The organism is Alkalinema pantanalense CENA528, assembly GCF_050753345.1.
GTDB lineage: Bacteria > Cyanobacteriota > Cyanobacteriia > Leptolyngbyales > Leptolyngbyaceae > Alkalinema > Alkalinema pantanalense.
On the sequence record NZ_JBLZFX010000070.1, the window covers coordinates 14391 to 31074 of the forward strand.

A 16684-nucleotide genomic window follows, 5' to 3' on the forward strand; every position below is an offset into this window, starting at 1 on the left:
TGGACTAGTGCTGATGTTGATCCCTGTATCCTACATTTCGATCTCAGCGATCGAATGGCAGTCCCTACACGGGGTTGCCCTAGCAGCTTCGGTTCTTTCCTGCGGAATCCTGGCAGCGATTGGGGGAAACAAAGTTTTAAGTCCATTGATGAAATTCCTGGAATCGATTCCTCCTATTAGTTGAGCAATTGGCTAGTTGAGCAATTGGCTAGTTGAGCGATTGGCTAGTTGAGCGATGGACTGAGACGCCGCCCTATCCGTTCTAGATGACCTTCTGCCAGATAACCTGTTGTTAAGGCAGGAGGCCATCTCGATCGATCGCGGAAAACGATTCTGGGGAAACCAAGCCCAACCAGGGATCGGCGTCAGGGGTGAGGAATAACTCTTGGTATACCCGTGCGTTCAGCGAATCCACCGATCGGGTGCGGCCCAACGTATTACTCAGGAACCAGCTATGGAGCTGACTATGGAGCAAATATTCGTTGCGAACGGTATCCAGGGCGATCGATTTTTCAAAGGCTTGCAGGGCAGGTTGCAATTCCGTAGCAGTTTTCACCCCCTTCTTGCGCTGCATCAGGTTGCGACTGTTGCTATCAAGTACTGCATCTTGGGGCGATCGCTGAGCTAGTTTTTCCCAGGCAGCTTGATCGGTCACTTTGGCGAGGGCAGTGCGGTTGCGGCCTGCGGCGGACATAACGGATAGCACCAACGGACTTTCCACCACCATTTTGGTCATGGCAATGCGGCCTGCGGCGATCGCGTCGGGATTTTGCCCCGTTCTGAGATCGGGTTCCAAACTATCTAACTGGGGTGGCTTAATGCCAAGGGCTGTGAGATCCGCCGTCCACTGATTCTGCAAAGCAGTCAAGCGATCGCGGTGGTATTGCTGCAAAAACGTATCTCGCTGATCCGTCGGAGTCCCTTGATAGGTGGCAACCGCTTTTTCCGCCTGTTTTAACTGTTTGAGAAAGGCACCGGGGCCATAGAGACCGGGGAGGGCCTCGATCGGGCGGCCATCGGGACTGAGGATGTAGTGGATACTGTTGCCCGTTAGCGTCCGCTCCAGTTTCCGACCATCGCCAAAATCAACGGTGACCTTGGGGGCGGGACGCACAGACTGCCAATGAAGCACAAAGCGATCGCGCAGTAATTGGGAAATTTGCGCATTGGGATAGAGCGCCACCCGGAAAAATCGGCTGTTAGCACAACTGAGATCTTGATCTAACTGACCCAGTAAGCGCAGGGACAAAATCGGCTTACCACTGGCTTGGGCCGCCGCCTTCGCTTCTTCTACATCGGTATACCAAAACAGTTGGGACGCATCACAATCCCGTTGCCGACAGAGTGCATCGAGTTCGGCTCGACGTTCCGGGGAGTTGGCTAACTCTGGCCCATATTTTTTTACAAATGCTGAGATTGCAGCCGGTCGATCGCCTTGAGCCGTTGTTTTAGCCATTGTTAATGGGGCAGCAGTGGCGACTGAACTGATGCCCAGGGTTAGGAACGGAACAATCAAACCCAGCATTAGTGGAATACGCATGGCAAATTGGAGGGGTGAGGTGAAAGCAAAGTTAGATGTACCCCCAACCTAGGCAACTTATGCATTCACCTAGGTAGTTAACTGATGCTAGGCAGTCGATTTATGTATTCGACTTTATGCATTCGACTTTATGCATTCGACTTTATGCATTTGACTGTGACTCGCGGCGGAACAGATGCCCATGGTCTGCATTATAGAGTCGCGATCGCTGACTGCCATCCGCCAAGGTACGATCGACATAGCCATATTCCGCTGGAACAGTCGCACTGGTGAGGGCCGGACTGATGAGATACATCGTGGTGCGAATGAGTTGCTCCCGCTGGGTGACTTCTGCCATTTGATTCAGGGGAACCAGCCAGACCTTTTCATCGGGCCAGCCGAGCCGAAAACAAATCGCGATCGGCATTTCCGGCGGGTAGTGTTGCAACAGCTTTGCTTGGGCGGATTCTACATGGCGGGCGCTGAGATAGAGGCAAAGGCTGGCTTGGTGGGCCGCTAAAGCGGCCAATTCCTCTGCTTCTGGCACCTGAGTGCGGCCACTGATGCGGGTCAGGATAATCGTCTGCACCACGTTCGGTACCGTTAGTTCCACCCGGAGCCTCGCCGCCGCCAACTGGTACGCACTCACCCCCGGCACAATTTCAAAGGGAATCTCTGCCTCCAGCAGGACGGAAATTTGTTCCTGAACCGCACCATAGAAGCAGGGATCGCCATCGTGGAGTCGCACAACAGATTGGCCCGATCGCACCCGATCGACCAAAATCGGCAGAATTTCTTCCAGGGTTTTGTTGGCGGTGCGGATGATTTCAGCGTCCGATCGGGCTAGTTGAACGATCTGTCGCGGTACTAGGGAATCGGCGTAGAGAATCACATCCGCCTGCTGAACTAATCGCTGGGCTTTGACGGTCATCAGTTCCGGATCCCCTGGGCCAGCCCCCACAATGTACACCGCAGGCGCGAGTTGGGCTGGAGTGGGGCTAGGATGGGGCATAGACTCAATGTCAGATGGAGCAGAAGAAATGGACATGGCAAGTTTCAGAATGTTGTAACGCAGGTTAGCCCAGCGAAATGTGGAATCATCAGTGGCGAAATCAGGTAGTTAGGTTTGCAGTCAGGCAATTAATTTTTTGCTTCTCTCAATTTTTTCCGGATGGTAGCCCTTAAGCAGGAAGAGTGGAGTGGTAGATGCACCCTGACTTATCTCCCCGGAGGCTGTTACAGCTTCTGGGGTTTTTCCATTTATGGGGGAGGGGGTCATTCGGAAACGGTCGGCACACTGTCTGGAGCAACCACATCAGGCAACGATCGCTTGAAGCCATAGAGCCAAGCCAGGCCAGCAGCGCCCAGCAGAACCCCTACCAAACTTACCATCTGAGCCATTTTCAGTGGCCCTAACATCAAGCTGTCCATCCGGAGTCCTTCGATCCAAACCCGCCCGAGACTGTAGAAAATGGCGTAGGTCAGAAAAAGAGTCCCCGATCGCAGATTGAGCTTACTTTGACGATCGCGAATGACCAACGTCATAAGAATCCCAAAGACCATCAAATTCCAGAGGGACTCATAGAGGAAGGTGGGATGGTAATAAGCCACACTTTCTAAGCCTGGTGGTCGTTGGCTGAGGGGAATCAACAGCTTCCAAGGCAAATCCGTTGGTGCGCCGTAGGCTTCGGAGTTAAAGAAGTTCCCCCATCGCCCGATCGCTTGACCCAAAATCAGCGCTGGAGCCACGATGTCCGCCAAGCGCCAAAAGGAAATCTTGCGCAATTTCGCAAAAATCAGCGCCGCGATCGTGCCACCGATAATTGCACCGTGGATTGCGATGCCACCTTCCCAAATAGCGATCGCCTTACTGGGATTGGCTGCGTAGTCTTTCCACTGGAAGAGCACGTAGTACAGCCTTGCACAGGGTAGTGCACCAATGACTAGCCAAATTGCCAAATCATTAATCAGGTCAGGATCAATATTTTGCTTACTGGCTAACTTTTGGGATAAACTCACCCCCAGCAAAACTGCCGAAGCAATCAGCACTCCATACCAGCGCACGACAAGTGGCCCTAGGTGAAAGGCGATCGGGCCTGGAGAGGTAAACTCGGCAGCCAAAAGAACAGCAGAACTGACCATGGAAATCCCATTAACGAAACCCTGTCCAATGTAGCGCGATCGCAGAACCCGATCACACCAACTCTATTTAAGTTAGATATGAAGCTTGGACAGCGGAAAATCAAGACGCAAAATAGGGCGTTGAATTGGACATTTCAAGAGGTTGTGGAGATTGGAAGGGCAGAAAAATGGTGAACTGACTCCCCTGACCTACCTCCGACTTAAATTCAACACTGCCACAGTGCAGTTCTGCCAAACGACGGGTTAGCGCCAAACCCAAGCCCGTTCCTGCCCGCCGTCGATCGATAAAATCATCCACCTGTTGAAATGGATTAAATAACAAATGATGCTTTTCCTTGGGAATGCCGATTCCATTATCCCAAACGGTCAGACTCATATATTGCTGGTCGTGGGTTATCTCAAGGCCGATCGTGCCACCTTCATGGGAGAACTTAATGGCATTGGAGAGTAAGTTTAAGAGCATTTGCCGAATGCGCACTTCGTCAGCCACTAAGGAGGGCAGATCCTCCGGAATCGTTAGGGTCAGCGTAAGATTACGAACTTTAGCCTGCTCACTGATCAGGGCAACGGCTTCATTGCAGATCTGGGAGACAGATAAGGGCACCATTTCCAAGGAAAGTTGACCCGCTTCAATTTTAGAAAGATCCAAAATATCGTTAATCAATGCCAACAAATGTTGTCCGCTGCGATGGATTTGCTGGATATAGAGCTCTTGTTTAGCCGTTAATTCGCCAAAAATCTTCTGCTTCAAAATCGAGGAGAATCCCAAAATCGAAGTGAGTGGGGTTCGTAACTCGTGGGACATGTTGGCAAGAAACTCAGACTTCAACTGGTTCGATCGCGCTAGGGCTTGATTTTCTAAAATAAGTGCTGATTCCGTTTGCTTATGAATTGTCGCATCTCTAATTGTCCAGATTAGAATTAGCTGGTCGGGAATTGTGCCGACGGCGACTTCCGCTGGGAACTGATTACCATCTGTGCGACAACACCGAAGTTCGCCTCGCCACCCTTGGGTGTTGGCCTGCTGCAACAGAGGTAAATTGATGCAGGATCGACACCCATCGCGGGTTTCCTGAGCCAACCAGCCATCAATCGAACCTTGATGGCGAAAGTCTTCAGAGGATGCTCCCAAGAGTTGACCTGCGGCTGGATTGGCATAGAGAATCTTGCCTGCCCGATCGGTAAGCATCACCCCATCTGGCAGCGCTTCGAGCGCCTGCACTAAAAGCGCGGGGGGAAGTTTGAGGGACGCAGGAACAACATCACCAGAATCAAAGAAACCAAGGTTCGACATGCTGACTATAACTTCTAAGCTCACAAACACGGAGCAGATAGACTCCAACTCTGTCGAGTGACGATCGGGGTATGGGAATTAATCCTTAAAACACCCCAGGCAGTGCCTTGCAGCCATGCTTTAAGACACTGTCGCCATGCATCACAGGAAATCCAGGTCATTGTCCGGGAAACCCACATTGTCCGGGAAACCCACATTGTCCGGGAAACCCATGCATTGCGGTCTCCCCCTCGATGAAACACACGAAATTTCAGGGAAAATACTTAGACCTATTGTCTAGCGGATCGAGGGGAAGACAAGAGCAATTCTACGTACGGACTATAGAACTCAAGGGTAATATATCTCAAAAACTTAAGTAATTATGCTGTTTTGTTACCAAAACAAATTTATTCTATTTCTAGAATTGCTAGAACAATTGCACTTATGCGATCGTCCTCAACTTTGGAAACCTATAGACCTATGGATAGATTCCCCACCCATAGCTATCTCATAGGTACCATGGGTTGTCAAGACGCAACATCCCCCTAGAGGGTGACCCTATGAAGTCGTCATTAAGTGAGCGGCGTAATTGGGATGGGGAACCGTAACTGAGCGTTGAAAGTGCAACTGTTTGCAGACCTGCTCAACTAGCAACGTTAAAATTTGTTGGTGGAGTGGAGGGAATATCTGCCTTAGAATCAATCCAGATGCGTAGATTTTTCACAGGCCAGCTCAGCGGCACGATTCCATGACCCTTCCTTCTCCTGCTTCAGCGATCGCTTCAGAACCGTTAGTTACCAATCAGAGCGTTACAGATCACAGTGCGCCCTTGATACCAGATTTGTCAGGTTCGACGGCTCCTTCGAGGACTCCTTTGCTGGGAGCTTCTGTTCAGGACTTGACGGATTGGGTTCAAGAACAACAACAGCCTGCCTACCGAGGGCGTCAGCTCCATCAATGGATTTACCAAAAAAGCGCGCGATCTTTAGCGGAAATTACTGTGTTTCCCAAAGCTTGGCGGGAGATGATGGCGGAGTTCCCGATCGGGCGATCGCAGATTGTCCATCGGGCGCAGTCATTGGATGGAACGGTGAAGTTTCTGCTGCAATTGCAAGACGGACAAATCATCGAAGCGGTGGGCATTCCAACCTTTAAGGGCGTTCAACCTGGTGCAGCCCTTAAGCCCGGTTCGCAACCTGTTCTCGATCGCCTAACGGTCTGTGTCTCTTCCCAGGTGGGTTGTCCCATGGCCTGTGACTTTTGTGCTACAGGAAAGGGCGGGTTCAAGCGCAATCTAGAACGCCACGAAATTGTGGATCAAATCTTGACAGTGCAGGAAGAAGTGGGCCATCGCGTCAGTAACGTGGTGTTTATGGGCATGGGGGAACCGCTTCTGAATGTTGAAAATGTGGTGGGAGCAGTGCGATCGATCAACCAAGACATTGGCATCGGTCAACGGTTCATCACTATTTCGACGGTGGGCATTCCGGGGCACATTCGCCGCCTCGCCGATCGGCAACTTCAGGCAACCCTGGCGGTTAGTCTCCATGCCTCTAATCAATCGGTACGGGAACAACTGATTCCCAGTGCAAGGCAGTACCCATTGGCAGCACTGCTTGAGGAATGCCGAGATTACGTCAATCTGACGGGGCGACGGGTGACGTTTGAGTATATCGTCCTGGCGGGTGTGAATGACCATACTGAGCACGCGATCGAACTGGCGCACCATCTACGCGGCTTCCAAACCCATGTCAATTTGATTCCCTACAATCCCATTTCAGAAGTAGACTACCAACGCCCCTCAGAAAAACAATTGCGTCAATTTAGCCAAGCCCTTCGCGATCGTCACATTGCCGTTAGTATTCGACGATCGCGGGGCCTCGAAGCGGATGCTGCCTGTGGACAACTCCGAGCCAACCAACTGCAACGCTGGGCGAACCCTCAATCCTAGTGAGAGGGCACCGATCGCTCGGGGAGAGACGCTAAAACCTGCTGAGTCAGAGCGTGCATCCGGATTCCGGGGGCATAGGCTTCGATCACCTTACCCGTTGTGCGACAGGTAATTAACAAGTAGTCACAGGTCGAACATTGGGTACGGATGAGTTTGCCATCAGCAGTGAGTAGGCGTTCCGCTGAATGTCCACAATTTGGGCAGGGCATGGAATAGGTCAGTGACATGGGGTTCTCTCAAAAAAAAATAGTGAAACGGGTGTGCTAAATGAGAATCGGGCTACCAAAGGATAGTGCCCATAATCGCTCTAATCCATCATTCCCACAAATTCAGAATTATTTTTGGGAATTAACTAACTCCACAAAATTGAATCCGAGGGATATTAATCTTACAACACTACCAACAATTCTCATCTGATTGATAAATGCTCAAAAATGATTAATGAATGATTGACGAATCGTACAATTGCCGGATACCCACAAAATATTACAGAATCAGCACTGAGCCGATTTTAAGACTCAGTCATTTCTATCATTTCTGTGATTGATCAGGGATTGATGAATGTCAGCAGCCAGCAAGTTGAATAACAGGTGAATAACGAACAGACGAAACCTGAGATTGCCAAGGAATCTGTGTCAACAATATCTGTGAATTCAGTATCTATGAATTCAGTTGATTTCTAGCATTCACAAGTCCATAGAACTCATCCATTGAATGTAGAAATTCATGGCAAGTTTGTGCGGAATTTGTGCGAGATGGCATTTTGACTAGGCTAACGATCGCGCTAGATTCAAAAACTGGCCTAATAATCTACGGGGAGATACAAATGATGGATTTACACCAGCACATCCATAGGTTTCCTATGGATGAACCCATTTGCAAACCAATGAGCGTTTCAGCAGCACTAGTGTTTTGACAACACTGATTGCAACTTCATGCTCTGGAAAGGTATCACAGAATACATAAAGTAGACTGGTGCAAATCAGTGATCCCCGTTAGCACCTCTCTATTATTAGAGGATTCCAAATAATCGGCCCGAAAATTTATGGATTCTTTGGTTTTGTGAAAACAGCTGGGATCATTGATTTTGTAAATGATCCCCATTATTTCTAGTCTATAGATTATCCATTAAGATTCAGCCTTGTCCCTTCAACCGGAGCCAACCTTATGCTCCATTTCTACGAGTCATCACTTCAACTGAGTTCTCTCGGAACCCATTACGACTGTACTTGCACCTAGATGTTAAACCTATGGGAACAGCGTCAGTGGTTCACCTATCAGTGGTTCACCTAAATGTTTCACTTAAGGGCTTAACCTATGGCTTGACAGGAGCCTTGGGAAGATTGTTACCCGCTGGGGAAGGAAAGAAAGTGGATGCACCGGACTTGGAGGTAGAACTACTGCTAGGCGCAGGGGTTGGTGTGGCCGTAGAGGCGGGTGCGGGGGCCGTTGGTGCGGTGGGACTAGCCGGAGAAGCTGTGGGGGCGGGACTGGGGGCAGTAGCAAGTTTACAGGTTGCCAGATCGGGGGGCTGGGTTACCACGTTAACGGTTTTATAGGCTGGAACTTTGACTAACTGGCTGATCACTAATTTGGCGCGATCGTTGGCTTGTTGTAGGATGCCTTGGTCACAGGCTGCCGCCGTAATTTTTTCCAAAGCTTGTTGTTGTGCCAAGGTTTGAAGTTGTGGGGCCACATCGGGGCCAAGGCCGAGGGAGCCTCGGTTGTAATCGTATACGCTCGATCGACTGACATCAATTTTGCTATCTAAGCGTTGGGCTGGCGGTAAGCGCAACGTTAACGTCTCCCCATTGGCCTGGATATCACTAGCTTTCAGCTTGCTCAGATCAACTCCAGCCCGCACTTCTCCGGCAGCAATGTAGAGCAGTTTGGTGGTTCCAATCACAACGCCTCCCACCGTGGCATCTTGCTGAGTGGGCACCACCGCCTCCATGGAAAAAATGGCAGTGGTTAACTCGCTGGCGTCTTGCACTTGCTTGATGACGATCGATCGAACATCTACCTGAGGTGCGGGCTGAGGATCCGTTGCCCAACTGGTCAACTTGCGCCAAAAGCTATCCCCCGACTTCCAGAGACTCAATAGGATAAACACTCCTAACAAGAAAGACCCACTGGAGAGCAACAGCGCGATGCTTTTTAACAACGAGGCTGGATTTGCAGGTTTTCTAGGAGATTTAGATAGGCGCATGGTTTTGCTGGAACGGCAGTTCTACGGCATTGTACTGGGTTAACGGGGTTTTGGATGGACGATTTTGTGCATTTTGGCAACTTCGCTCAACTCTGACAAGGTCGCTTTTGGCCCCTGAGAATTTTGCGCCGCCCACATAATTGTTCTAACCAATCAACTTATTCTGGCTAACCCAATTATTCTGGCAGCCAAGGGGGGTTTTGGGTGGATGAGGTCATTCAATTCAGACTTCGATTCAGTCAATCGAATTCGATCGAAGGATTCGGCAATCTAATTTCTAGGAATCTTTGACAAACTCCAACTGGGATAAGTTTCCTGAATTTGCTGCCAGTTGGTCAGACGATCGTGCTCCTGACCGTCGGGTGTCATGATGGTGATTTGGGAAAGTCCCCAGCGGCCATCCGGGCGGCGAATGCGTTGAGTCATTGCAAGTAATCGTCCATCCGCAGACCAAGTGGGGGCCGCACAATCACTGTTGGCATCGGTCAGCCGCAGAAGCTGATTTGTACTCGCATTTAGTAAGTATATACTACCTATCTCGGGATTATCCCGATCGGACACAAAGGCCAACCAACGACCATCTGGTGACCAACTGGGGGAAGTGTCTACCGCAGGATTATTGGTCAAACGGAGGGGGCGATCGACGGCTAGGGGAAGATTGCCTTGGACGGGGAGGTTATAGATTTCATAGTTGCCATCACGATCGCTGACAAAGGTAATAAAGCGGCCATCCGGTGACCAAGTAGGAGCGACTTCGAGTCCCTTGGAACGGGTGAGGCGATAGGACTGACGGGTTGCTACATCCACCACATAGAGGTCATGGCTACCATTCTGGTTAGACATATAGGCGATCGATCGACTATCCGGCGACCAGGTGGGAAAGAGCTTCAGCCCACCCCCTTGGGTCAGTTGAGTCAAGTTTTTGCCATTGGCATCCATCACATAAAGATTGACCTGATCCTGTTGTTCTGCAATGAAGGTAATCCAGCGCCCATCCGGCGACCAGGCAGGATCCATATTGGCCGTCAAGGCTTGAGTCGCCAGGGTACGGGTCAGCCATCGTTCTTCGAGACCATCCAAGCTCATGGTCACAATCTGACTATTTTGTTGGGATTGGGAAGCGGTAAAGGCAATGCGATCGTGGCGTAGCGATCGCCCACTTGCGGTTAGTCCTAGCAGCAATCCACAGAAGAGATAACACAACAATCGAGCTAGGGAGGCAAGACCCATAGGAAAATTCTCACTGTCAAGGGGTTCGGGCGACTTTCAATTTAGGGCAGAATAGAGCAAGAATATAAAAGAAAGTAGGTGTTTGATGGAAAGTTGTACGATCGTAGGTACAGCTTTTTTGAGAGATGCCTCAATTTGTTGTAATGACGATAACCATTTCTTGAAGTCAGCTATGACAGAACCGCGAAACAGTTGGCACTTACAGCAAATATCAGCGACAGTGGGAGGCTCAATTGCGACCCCGGAAGCCTCTAGCCAAACGGTCCGCAAGCCTTATCCCAACTACAAAGTGATCGTTCTTAATGACGACTTCAACACCTTTGAACATGTTGTTAATTGCCTAGTGCGATACATTCCTGGCATGGTGAGCGATCAGGCTTGGAATTTGGCTGACCAGATTCACCATGAAGGTCTGGCCACAGTGTGGACTGGCCCATTAGAACAAGCTGAGTTATATCACATGCAACTCACCCTAGAGGGCCTTACGATGGCTCCTTTAGAAACCGCCTAAATTCTTTTTGATTTAACAATTTGCTTATATTGAAGGAGCCCTGCCCCATGACCCAAGCCAACGCTCGGCTAGTCCTAAACCATTCCACACACATTCCGGGGCTGATTCCTCTGCTCGAAAAGCTTTCCCAAGAAACGGGTATTCAAAGCATTACCCCGGGCGCTATCTGCCCTGTCCGCGCCCATATGCCTCAACTCCGCCTGCGAGTCTCTGTGCCCATTCGAGGAGGGTATAAGCTAATTGCCCGTGCTGGGAAAATTGCTCAGGAAGTCTTTGTCTTGACCACCTTGGGGCAAAACGATTTAGAAGTTGCGATCGCAAGACTGCTGCAACGGTAACGGTGATTTGTTCTACAAAACCGCTCGACCCCTCACAAAAAGGGAATGCCAAAGGCATTCCCCAATAGTCTTGTAGGTAAAAAGCGATTAGCGTCGGTAAAAACTCATTGAACCCCAGTCCAGAAGCCCAGCCCAAGCTATCGAGCACCCGTTCACCTGCTAATCCCTAGCGATAACAATGGCTCCTGTGGCCTTGTTAAGCAGGGGGGACTGTTTGAGCAGGGTTGAGTTTTTTGTTCACGTTTACTCTACTTGCTCTTTGACTGCCATTTGGTTCAAAGGCAAACTCAGGGCACAGGAAAAGGTCAGCATTCCTGAAACCACTGCCGTAAACTTCAGACTTAACACCATGATCGACCAGTCTGGGTTAATCCAGTTTTGTAGCGCCGCAGCTAAGCAATGCACAATCCAGTAGGCAAAGCTCATCGCAAAGAGCATCCATTCTGTTTCATCTAAATCGTCTTGACGAATGGTTTGATGGTTATAGAGGAAGAATAAACCTAGTACGCTGGCAAAAAAGGAAATCAAAAGAATAAGTTGATACCAAACTGGATGAGCCATAACGAATGTATCTTGCAGGAAGTGTTGTGGAATTAGGACATCAACTTCGTAACTAAATTCGCAACTAAATTCGTAACTAAATTCGTAAAAAGTAGTCTAGGGGATGGCTTGCTAAAATCTCGAAAAATCTTACAAAGAGATATACTTCCGGGCTTTTTGTAACAAATCTCAAAACCATTTTGAGGCTGAGTCCCTCCATGGATTTACCGCTGATCTACCATCCTGACTACGTTGTGCCCCTACCGATCGGTCATCGCTTCCCCATGGCGAAATTTAAAAATCTTTACGACTGTTTATTGCGGGATGGTGTGGCAACGATCGAACAATTCCATCAACCCGATCGCCCCCCCAATTCCTGGATTGAATTGATCCATGATTCCGATTATGTAAATGCCTATTGCACAGGTTGCCTCGACCCCAAGGCCCAACGCCGCATTGGCTTGCCTTGGAGTCCCGCCTTGGTGAAGCGCACCTGTACAGCAGTTGGGGGAACAATCTTAACCGCTCAACTTGCCCTCAAAACTGGATTAGCCTGTAATACCGCTGGCGGTACCCACCATGCATTTCCAGCCTATGGTTCCGGCTTTTGCATTTTTAATGACTTGGCGATCGCGGCACGATATTTACAGCAGGTCGGCCTGGTTCAAAAAGTCCTGATTGTCGATTTAGATGTCCATCAAGGCGATGGCACGGCTTTTATCTTTCAGAACGATGGGAGCGTGTTCACGTTTTCTATGCACTGCGAAGTTAACTTTCCTGGAACGAAACAGCAAAGTGATTTGGACGTGCCGCTTCGGGAAGGTATGGAAGACGATGAATATTTGCAGACCCTCGATCGCTACTTGCCCGACCTACTCACTCAGGTGAAACCGGACTTGGTTTTGTATGATGCAGGAATTGATACCCACTTAGACGATTGTTTGGGAAAGCTAAATCTAACGGATACCGGACTCTACCGCCGAGAAATGCAAGTCCTCACCACCTGTCTATCGTTAGGCTACCCAGTGGCCTGTGTCATCGGCGGCGGCTACAGTGAGGATATGAATGCGCTGGTATACCGCCACTCGCTGCTGCCGCCGCCAGCAACGTTTATCGACAGTATCGTCTCTAGGGCTTTAGTTGATGCTCGTTTCCACCGCAGGACTGGTTGCCGGAGATTCGAATTTATAACCAACACCCCGCACCGTCTGGATTAACGCCGGTTGACTGGTATCCAGTTCGATTTTTTTGCGGATTTGGCCAATGTGGACATCCACAACCCGCTGGTCTCCCACATATTCATAATCCCAGACCTGTTGGATCAGATCCGATCGCCGCCAGACTTTACCGGGATGGCTGGCCAAGAAATGCAGCAGGTCAAACTCTAGAGCCGTTAAAGAAATTAAATCGTCATTAATTTTGACTTCTCGGCGCACCGGATCGATGACCAAACTATTAAAAATCAAACATTGCTGTTCAGCTGTCGTAACAATCCGTTGCCGTTTGAGAATAGCGCCAACCCTCGCTCCCAATTCGCCGAGGCTAAAGGGCTTGGTGATGTAGTCATCTGCCCCTTGGCTAAAAGCTCGAATTTTGTCGGCTTCGTCAGTCCGACTTGTGAGCATCAGGATGAAAACACCTGTTCGACTTTGCATCTCTTGGCAAAGACTGTATCCATTGGCATCAGGCAAATTGACATCCAGAATCACCAGATCTGGATTAAAACTTTCAAACATCGCTAAAGCACTTTTGCCGTCATCGGCGGACTCTACCTGAAAGTCTTGCTTACTCAGGAAGCGGTGAATGAGGTTTCGAACAGCTGATTCGTCATCAACTACCAAAATTTTGGCTTGAGCCATGGCCATAACCTTGCATTTCAAGGACACAATGTGCAATAGAAGCACTCCCTACCTGGGGCAGATCGGGGCTTTCCCATAACCTCCCTCAAATCCTTAGTCCAGTGAGTGATTGAGATCACAGGACACGATCGCGATTACCACAAAGGATTCTTCATAAATATCCGCATTATATAAATCTATTATCAGAATTAGTATGCCCTACCTTGCCAATAAGATATCAGTGTGCTGAGACGGAAATGATAAGCTATCTGGGATAGCCCCTAGGAGTTTCCAATTAATCACAATAATCTTCAATATCTTACAGTCATCATCCCTGAAGTTTACCTTTCAGGATGTGTTTGGAGTTGCTAATTCATCACAACCTTGGATGCCTCTCTGAAGTTTTGTCTGAAGAGTTGTGAAGGAAGGTAACCCTGAGCTACGCTGGAACTTAACTGTGGAGTAGCGGCTAATGAGTGAGCAAAGTCCTTACGAAAAGTTGGGTGTTGCTGAGGGTGCGACTTTTGAAGAAATTCAGGCAACGCGAACTCGTTTGTTACAGGAATATGCAGACGAACCCCAAAAAGTCGCCCAAGTAGAAGCAGCCTATGACGCAGTCTTGATGCAGCGCCTCAAGCTTCGCCAGGAAGGGAAGATTGCCGTCCCGGATGGAATCCGCTTTGCCGAACAAACGCCTCCTTCGGTGCAGCAAAAAACCGCTTCAGCAGTTAAGGAGTCGAGTCAGTGGTTACAGTCCGTTCTAGGACAGACTGGGCAGTGGGGTTGGGTGTTGCCGGCGATCGTCTACTTGGGGCTCGGAGCTTGGGTTGGCTTTATGCCTCAGCCTCAGATTGTGCAACTTGCGATGATGCTGGCAACGGGTAGTGGATTATATTTCCTGTACCGTAAAGAAAAGCGTCTAGGTCGTTCAGCTCTCTGGAGTTTTGGTGGACTCATTGGGGGCTTTGTCATTGGTACGTTAAGTTACACCCTGCTCAAATCGCTGATCCCAGGACTGCCAAGTGACACGATCGTCATTAGCTGGGTAACGTTTTTGGTGCTGTGGGGCATTGCCAGTTTTTTGAAATAGTTTTTTGGCGTAGCAAGGCATAGAAGGGGTAAGGTTCTGACACCCTTACTCCTGCGAACCTTCACATTGCCTAGCTTTCGATCTCTGACTTTAGCCCTCGATTGCTAAGGAGACACGATCGCCGCCGACGGAGCGGAGTTGACCGAGAATTTGTACCACTTTTTCGTAGGGTAAAGCACGATCGGCCTTGAGTAGGACAACCCCTTGCGGATCCTGTTGAAGGTAGGCCGTCACTTGAGGGGCAATTTCAGGGAGGGTGGCAGGGACTTTGCCCAGATACAGCCGCCCTTGGGGATCCAATGTGACAATCAGGGGTTGGGGTGCTTTTTCTTGGCTAGCTCCGGCTTGGGTGCTAGGCAAATTTACCTTGACGGCAGCCCCTTTCCCTCGATTTAAAGTCATGGAGACGATAATAAAAAACGTCAAAATCGTCATAACCACGTCCATCATGGGTACCAGATTGACTTCTGGCATTTGAGATTTTTGGGATTGACTTTTAAATTTCATAACGTTTTGCAAGGCAGTAGGGATGGGTCAACGGTGGACGAGGGGGGTAGCTAGGACTCAATAGCTGGAACTAATCAGACCCAATGGCTAACCTTAGTAAATGGTCAGGAGCAAATGGCTCAGTAATTGGCAAAGTAGGTTGAAATCCCCACTCCCGCGCTATATACCACGCTAAAAGAGCGAAGGGCCTGAACTAAAAGGCTTAGGAGGATTGGGCGGCTCCGGGGCTTGAAATTGAGGGCCTACCGAATTGCTATCAGGTTCATTGGACGGAAAATGGTCACGGTGAAAAGGCTCGTACCAAACTTGGCGATAGATTAATTCTAAATCGCTTCCCACCTTCGCAAAGTAGTCCACTTGCTTGGCTTGTAGGGTGATGGAAATTCGGAAAATCATCAGAGCCACGATCGCCACAACCATCCCGCCTGCCGTTGTAATCAGGGCTTCCCCAATCCCTGCTGCAGCTTTACTGAGGTCTACATCGGCTCCCCCTTCGCCAATTTTGAGATTGAGAAAGGTTGTAATCAATCCAGTGACGGTTCCTAATAAACCAAGTAGGGGGGCTACTGCTACGACTGTTTCCAGTAGCTTGTCCCCCTTGCGCATTTGGGCAAATTCCTGCTCTCCCGTGGACTCCAGTGCAAGGCGAAAGGTCTCAGGGCTGGGCTGCCTAAGGTTGAGGGGAGCCAAAAGGAATCGACCGATCGGGGTGTGGCTGGCACGTTCGGCCAGTTCCTTGGCTTCATCCAAATTGTGTTTCGCCGCATCAAGAACTTGATAAACAATGCGTTGTTCGCCTTGAAAGACGCGCAGCCAAAACCAAGCACGCTCAAAGGCACAGGCAAAGGACAGGATAGAAAGTGCAACGATCGGCACCATGATGGGGCCGCCCTTGGAAATCAGTTCGTAGACCGACGAAGATGACATAGCAACTCTAGATTGATAGAAGGGCTTAACTTCCATCTACCCTACAAGGTCTTAGACCCTACTGGCATGTGTTGATGAACACCGGATTGGATAGAATTTATGTGGATAAATAATATTATTGGTGTTCGGCAAGCAATGGGTTAAGTCTAGTAAGTCTAGGAGCGTTTTAAAAATACTCAAGATTGAGATCCTGTATATCTAGGCAGTGCTGCAAAGTGTGTCGCGAAGGTTTCGGAGTTATGTTGAACTTGGAAACTGCCCCGATTTGGGATGAAAACAAATGCTGCAACCGCCAGCAAGAAATATCCAAACCCCTTTTGGAGATGTTGGATGGGCACAAACTTGGCGAAATAAGCCCCGATCGCCGTTCTGGTCGATTACTTCTGCCACTGATAACCGTTGCCAGGCACAAACTTGGCGAAATAAGCCCCGATCGCCGTTCCCACCCCCGCTAGGAATGTGAATGACACTGTCAGATGCCAGTCTAGTGGACTGTCAGTTTTCAATTTGTGGATAGAGGCGCTTCAGTCGAATCCGAGCATCGGCAGTAGTAAACTGCCAATCTACTGCCTTTTGCAATTGATTACGTTCAGTGTACCAAGCCTGGGT

16 protein-coding genes are annotated in these 16684 nt (G+C 49.5%); 5 read left to right on the plus strand and 11 right to left on the minus strand.

Annotated elements, in window-relative coordinates:
• Nucleotides 1–292 precede the first annotated feature (292 nt).
• The 4 genes from ACN4EG_RS19295 to ACN4EG_RS19310 all read right to left on the minus strand — a co-directional run bounded on the left by ACN4EG_RS19295 (nucleotide 293) and on the right by ACN4EG_RS19310 (nucleotide 4955).
• The gene (locus tag ACN4EG_RS19295; protein WP_431631812.1) at nucleotides 293–1540 is read right to left on the minus strand and encodes a thioredoxin domain-containing protein; all 1248 of its coding nucleotides are present in this window, start codon (nucleotides 1538–1540) and stop codon (nucleotides 293–295) included.
• A 142-nt stretch (nucleotides 1541–1682) separates the two neighbouring features.
• Nucleotides 1683–2567, minus strand: coding sequence for a precorrin-4 C(11)-methyltransferase (gene cobM / locus ACN4EG_RS19300; protein WP_431631813.1), 885 nt, complete (start codon nucleotides 2565–2567; stop codon nucleotides 1683–1685).
• Nucleotides 2568–2794: 227 nt separating this feature from the next.
• Nucleotides 2795–3661, minus strand: coding sequence for a prolipoprotein diacylglyceryl transferase (lgt, locus tag ACN4EG_RS19305; protein WP_431631814.1), 867 nt, complete (start codon nucleotides 3659–3661; stop codon nucleotides 2795–2797).
• Nucleotides 3662–3761: 100 nt separating this feature from the next.
• Entirely contained in the window at nucleotides 3762–4955 is a 1194-nt protein-coding gene (locus tag ACN4EG_RS19310; protein ID WP_431631815.1) for a PAS domain-containing sensor histidine kinase, read from the minus strand.
• 727 nt (nucleotides 4956–5682) lie between these two features.
• Between ACN4EG_RS19310 and rlmN the strand changes: the two genes are divergently transcribed.
• Entirely contained in the window at nucleotides 5683–6885 is a 1203-nt protein-coding gene (gene rlmN / locus ACN4EG_RS19315) for a 23S rRNA (adenine(2503)-C(2))-methyltransferase RlmN (protein ID WP_431631816.1), read from the plus strand.
• Here rlmN and ACN4EG_RS19320 read toward each other — a convergent pair.
• The 3 genes from ACN4EG_RS19320 to ACN4EG_RS19330 all read right to left on the minus strand — a co-directional run bounded on the left by ACN4EG_RS19320 (nucleotide 6882) and on the right by ACN4EG_RS19330 (nucleotide 10324).
• Nucleotides 6882–7112 carry a replication restart DNA helicase PriA gene (locus tag ACN4EG_RS19320; protein ID WP_431631817.1) on the minus strand — a complete coding sequence of 77 codons (231 nt, stop codon included), beginning with the start codon at nucleotides 7110–7112 and terminating at the stop codon, nucleotides 6882–6884. The genes rlmN and ACN4EG_RS19320 overlap by 4 nt on opposite strands.
• Nucleotides 7113–8200: 1088 nt before the next feature.
• Entirely contained in the window at nucleotides 8201–8986 is a 786-nt protein-coding gene (locus tag ACN4EG_RS19325) for a DUF4230 domain-containing protein (protein ID WP_431631818.1), read from the minus strand.
• Nucleotides 8987–9364: 378 nt separating this feature from the next.
• The gene (locus ACN4EG_RS19330; protein ID WP_431631819.1) at nucleotides 9365–10324 is read right to left on the minus strand and encodes a hypothetical protein; all 960 of its coding nucleotides are present in this window, start codon (nucleotides 10322–10324) and stop codon (nucleotides 9365–9367) included.
• Nucleotides 10325–10496: 172 nt separating this feature from the next.
• On the opposite strand from ACN4EG_RS19330, the gene clpS reads away from it, so the two are divergent.
• Both clpS and ACN4EG_RS19340 read left to right on the plus strand, forming a co-directional pair.
• The gene (clpS, locus tag ACN4EG_RS19335) at nucleotides 10497–10835 is read left to right on the plus strand and encodes an ATP-dependent Clp protease adapter ClpS (RefSeq protein WP_431631820.1); all 339 of its coding nucleotides are present in this window, start codon (nucleotides 10497–10499) and stop codon (nucleotides 10833–10835) included.
• Between the two features lie 47 nt (nucleotides 10836–10882).
• Nucleotides 10883–11173, plus strand: a complete 291-nt coding sequence (locus ACN4EG_RS19340; protein WP_431631821.1) for a DUF2103 domain-containing protein — start codon at nucleotides 10883–10885, stop codon at nucleotides 11171–11173.
• A 243-nt stretch (nucleotides 11174–11416) separates the two neighbouring features.
• On the opposite strand, the gene ACN4EG_RS19345 is transcribed toward ACN4EG_RS19340, so the two are convergent.
• The gene (locus tag ACN4EG_RS19345; protein WP_431631822.1) at nucleotides 11417–11734 is read right to left on the minus strand and encodes a hypothetical protein; all 318 of its coding nucleotides are present in this window, start codon (nucleotides 11732–11734) and stop codon (nucleotides 11417–11419) included.
• A 197-nt stretch (nucleotides 11735–11931) separates the two neighbouring features.
• On the opposite strand from ACN4EG_RS19345, the gene ACN4EG_RS19350 reads away from it, so the two are divergent.
• Complete coding sequence (locus ACN4EG_RS19350) at nucleotides 11932–12930, plus strand: histone deacetylase family protein (RefSeq protein ID WP_431631823.1); 999 nt, start codon at nucleotides 11932–11934, stop codon at nucleotides 12928–12930.
• On the opposite strand, the gene ACN4EG_RS19355 is transcribed toward ACN4EG_RS19350, so the two are convergent.
• Nucleotides 12850–13572, minus strand: coding sequence for a response regulator transcription factor (locus ACN4EG_RS19355; protein WP_431631824.1), 723 nt, complete (start codon nucleotides 13570–13572; stop codon nucleotides 12850–12852). The two genes, ACN4EG_RS19350 and ACN4EG_RS19355, sit on opposite strands and share 81 nt — an antisense overlap.
• Nucleotides 13573–14023: 451 nt before the next feature.
• Here ACN4EG_RS19355 and ACN4EG_RS19360 point away from each other — a divergent pair, with 451 nt between their 5' ends.
• A complete protein-coding gene (locus tag ACN4EG_RS19360; protein ID WP_431631825.1) occupies nucleotides 14024–14641 on the plus strand; it encodes a CPP1-like family protein in 618 nt (205 codons plus the stop codon).
• A gap of 90 nt (nucleotides 14642–14731) precedes the next feature.
• On the opposite strand, the gene ACN4EG_RS19365 is transcribed toward ACN4EG_RS19360, so the two are convergent.
• Both ACN4EG_RS19365 and ACN4EG_RS19370 read right to left on the minus strand, forming a co-directional pair.
• The gene (locus ACN4EG_RS19365; RefSeq protein ID WP_431631826.1) at nucleotides 14732–15148 is read right to left on the minus strand and encodes an ExbD/TolR family protein; all 417 of its coding nucleotides are present in this window, start codon (nucleotides 15146–15148) and stop codon (nucleotides 14732–14734) included.
• Between the two features lie 171 nt (nucleotides 15149–15319).
• The gene (locus ACN4EG_RS19370; RefSeq protein ID WP_431631827.1) at nucleotides 15320–16075 is read right to left on the minus strand and encodes a MotA/TolQ/ExbB proton channel family protein; all 756 of its coding nucleotides are present in this window, start codon (nucleotides 16073–16075) and stop codon (nucleotides 15320–15322) included.
• Nucleotides 16076–16684: the final 609 nt, after the last annotated feature.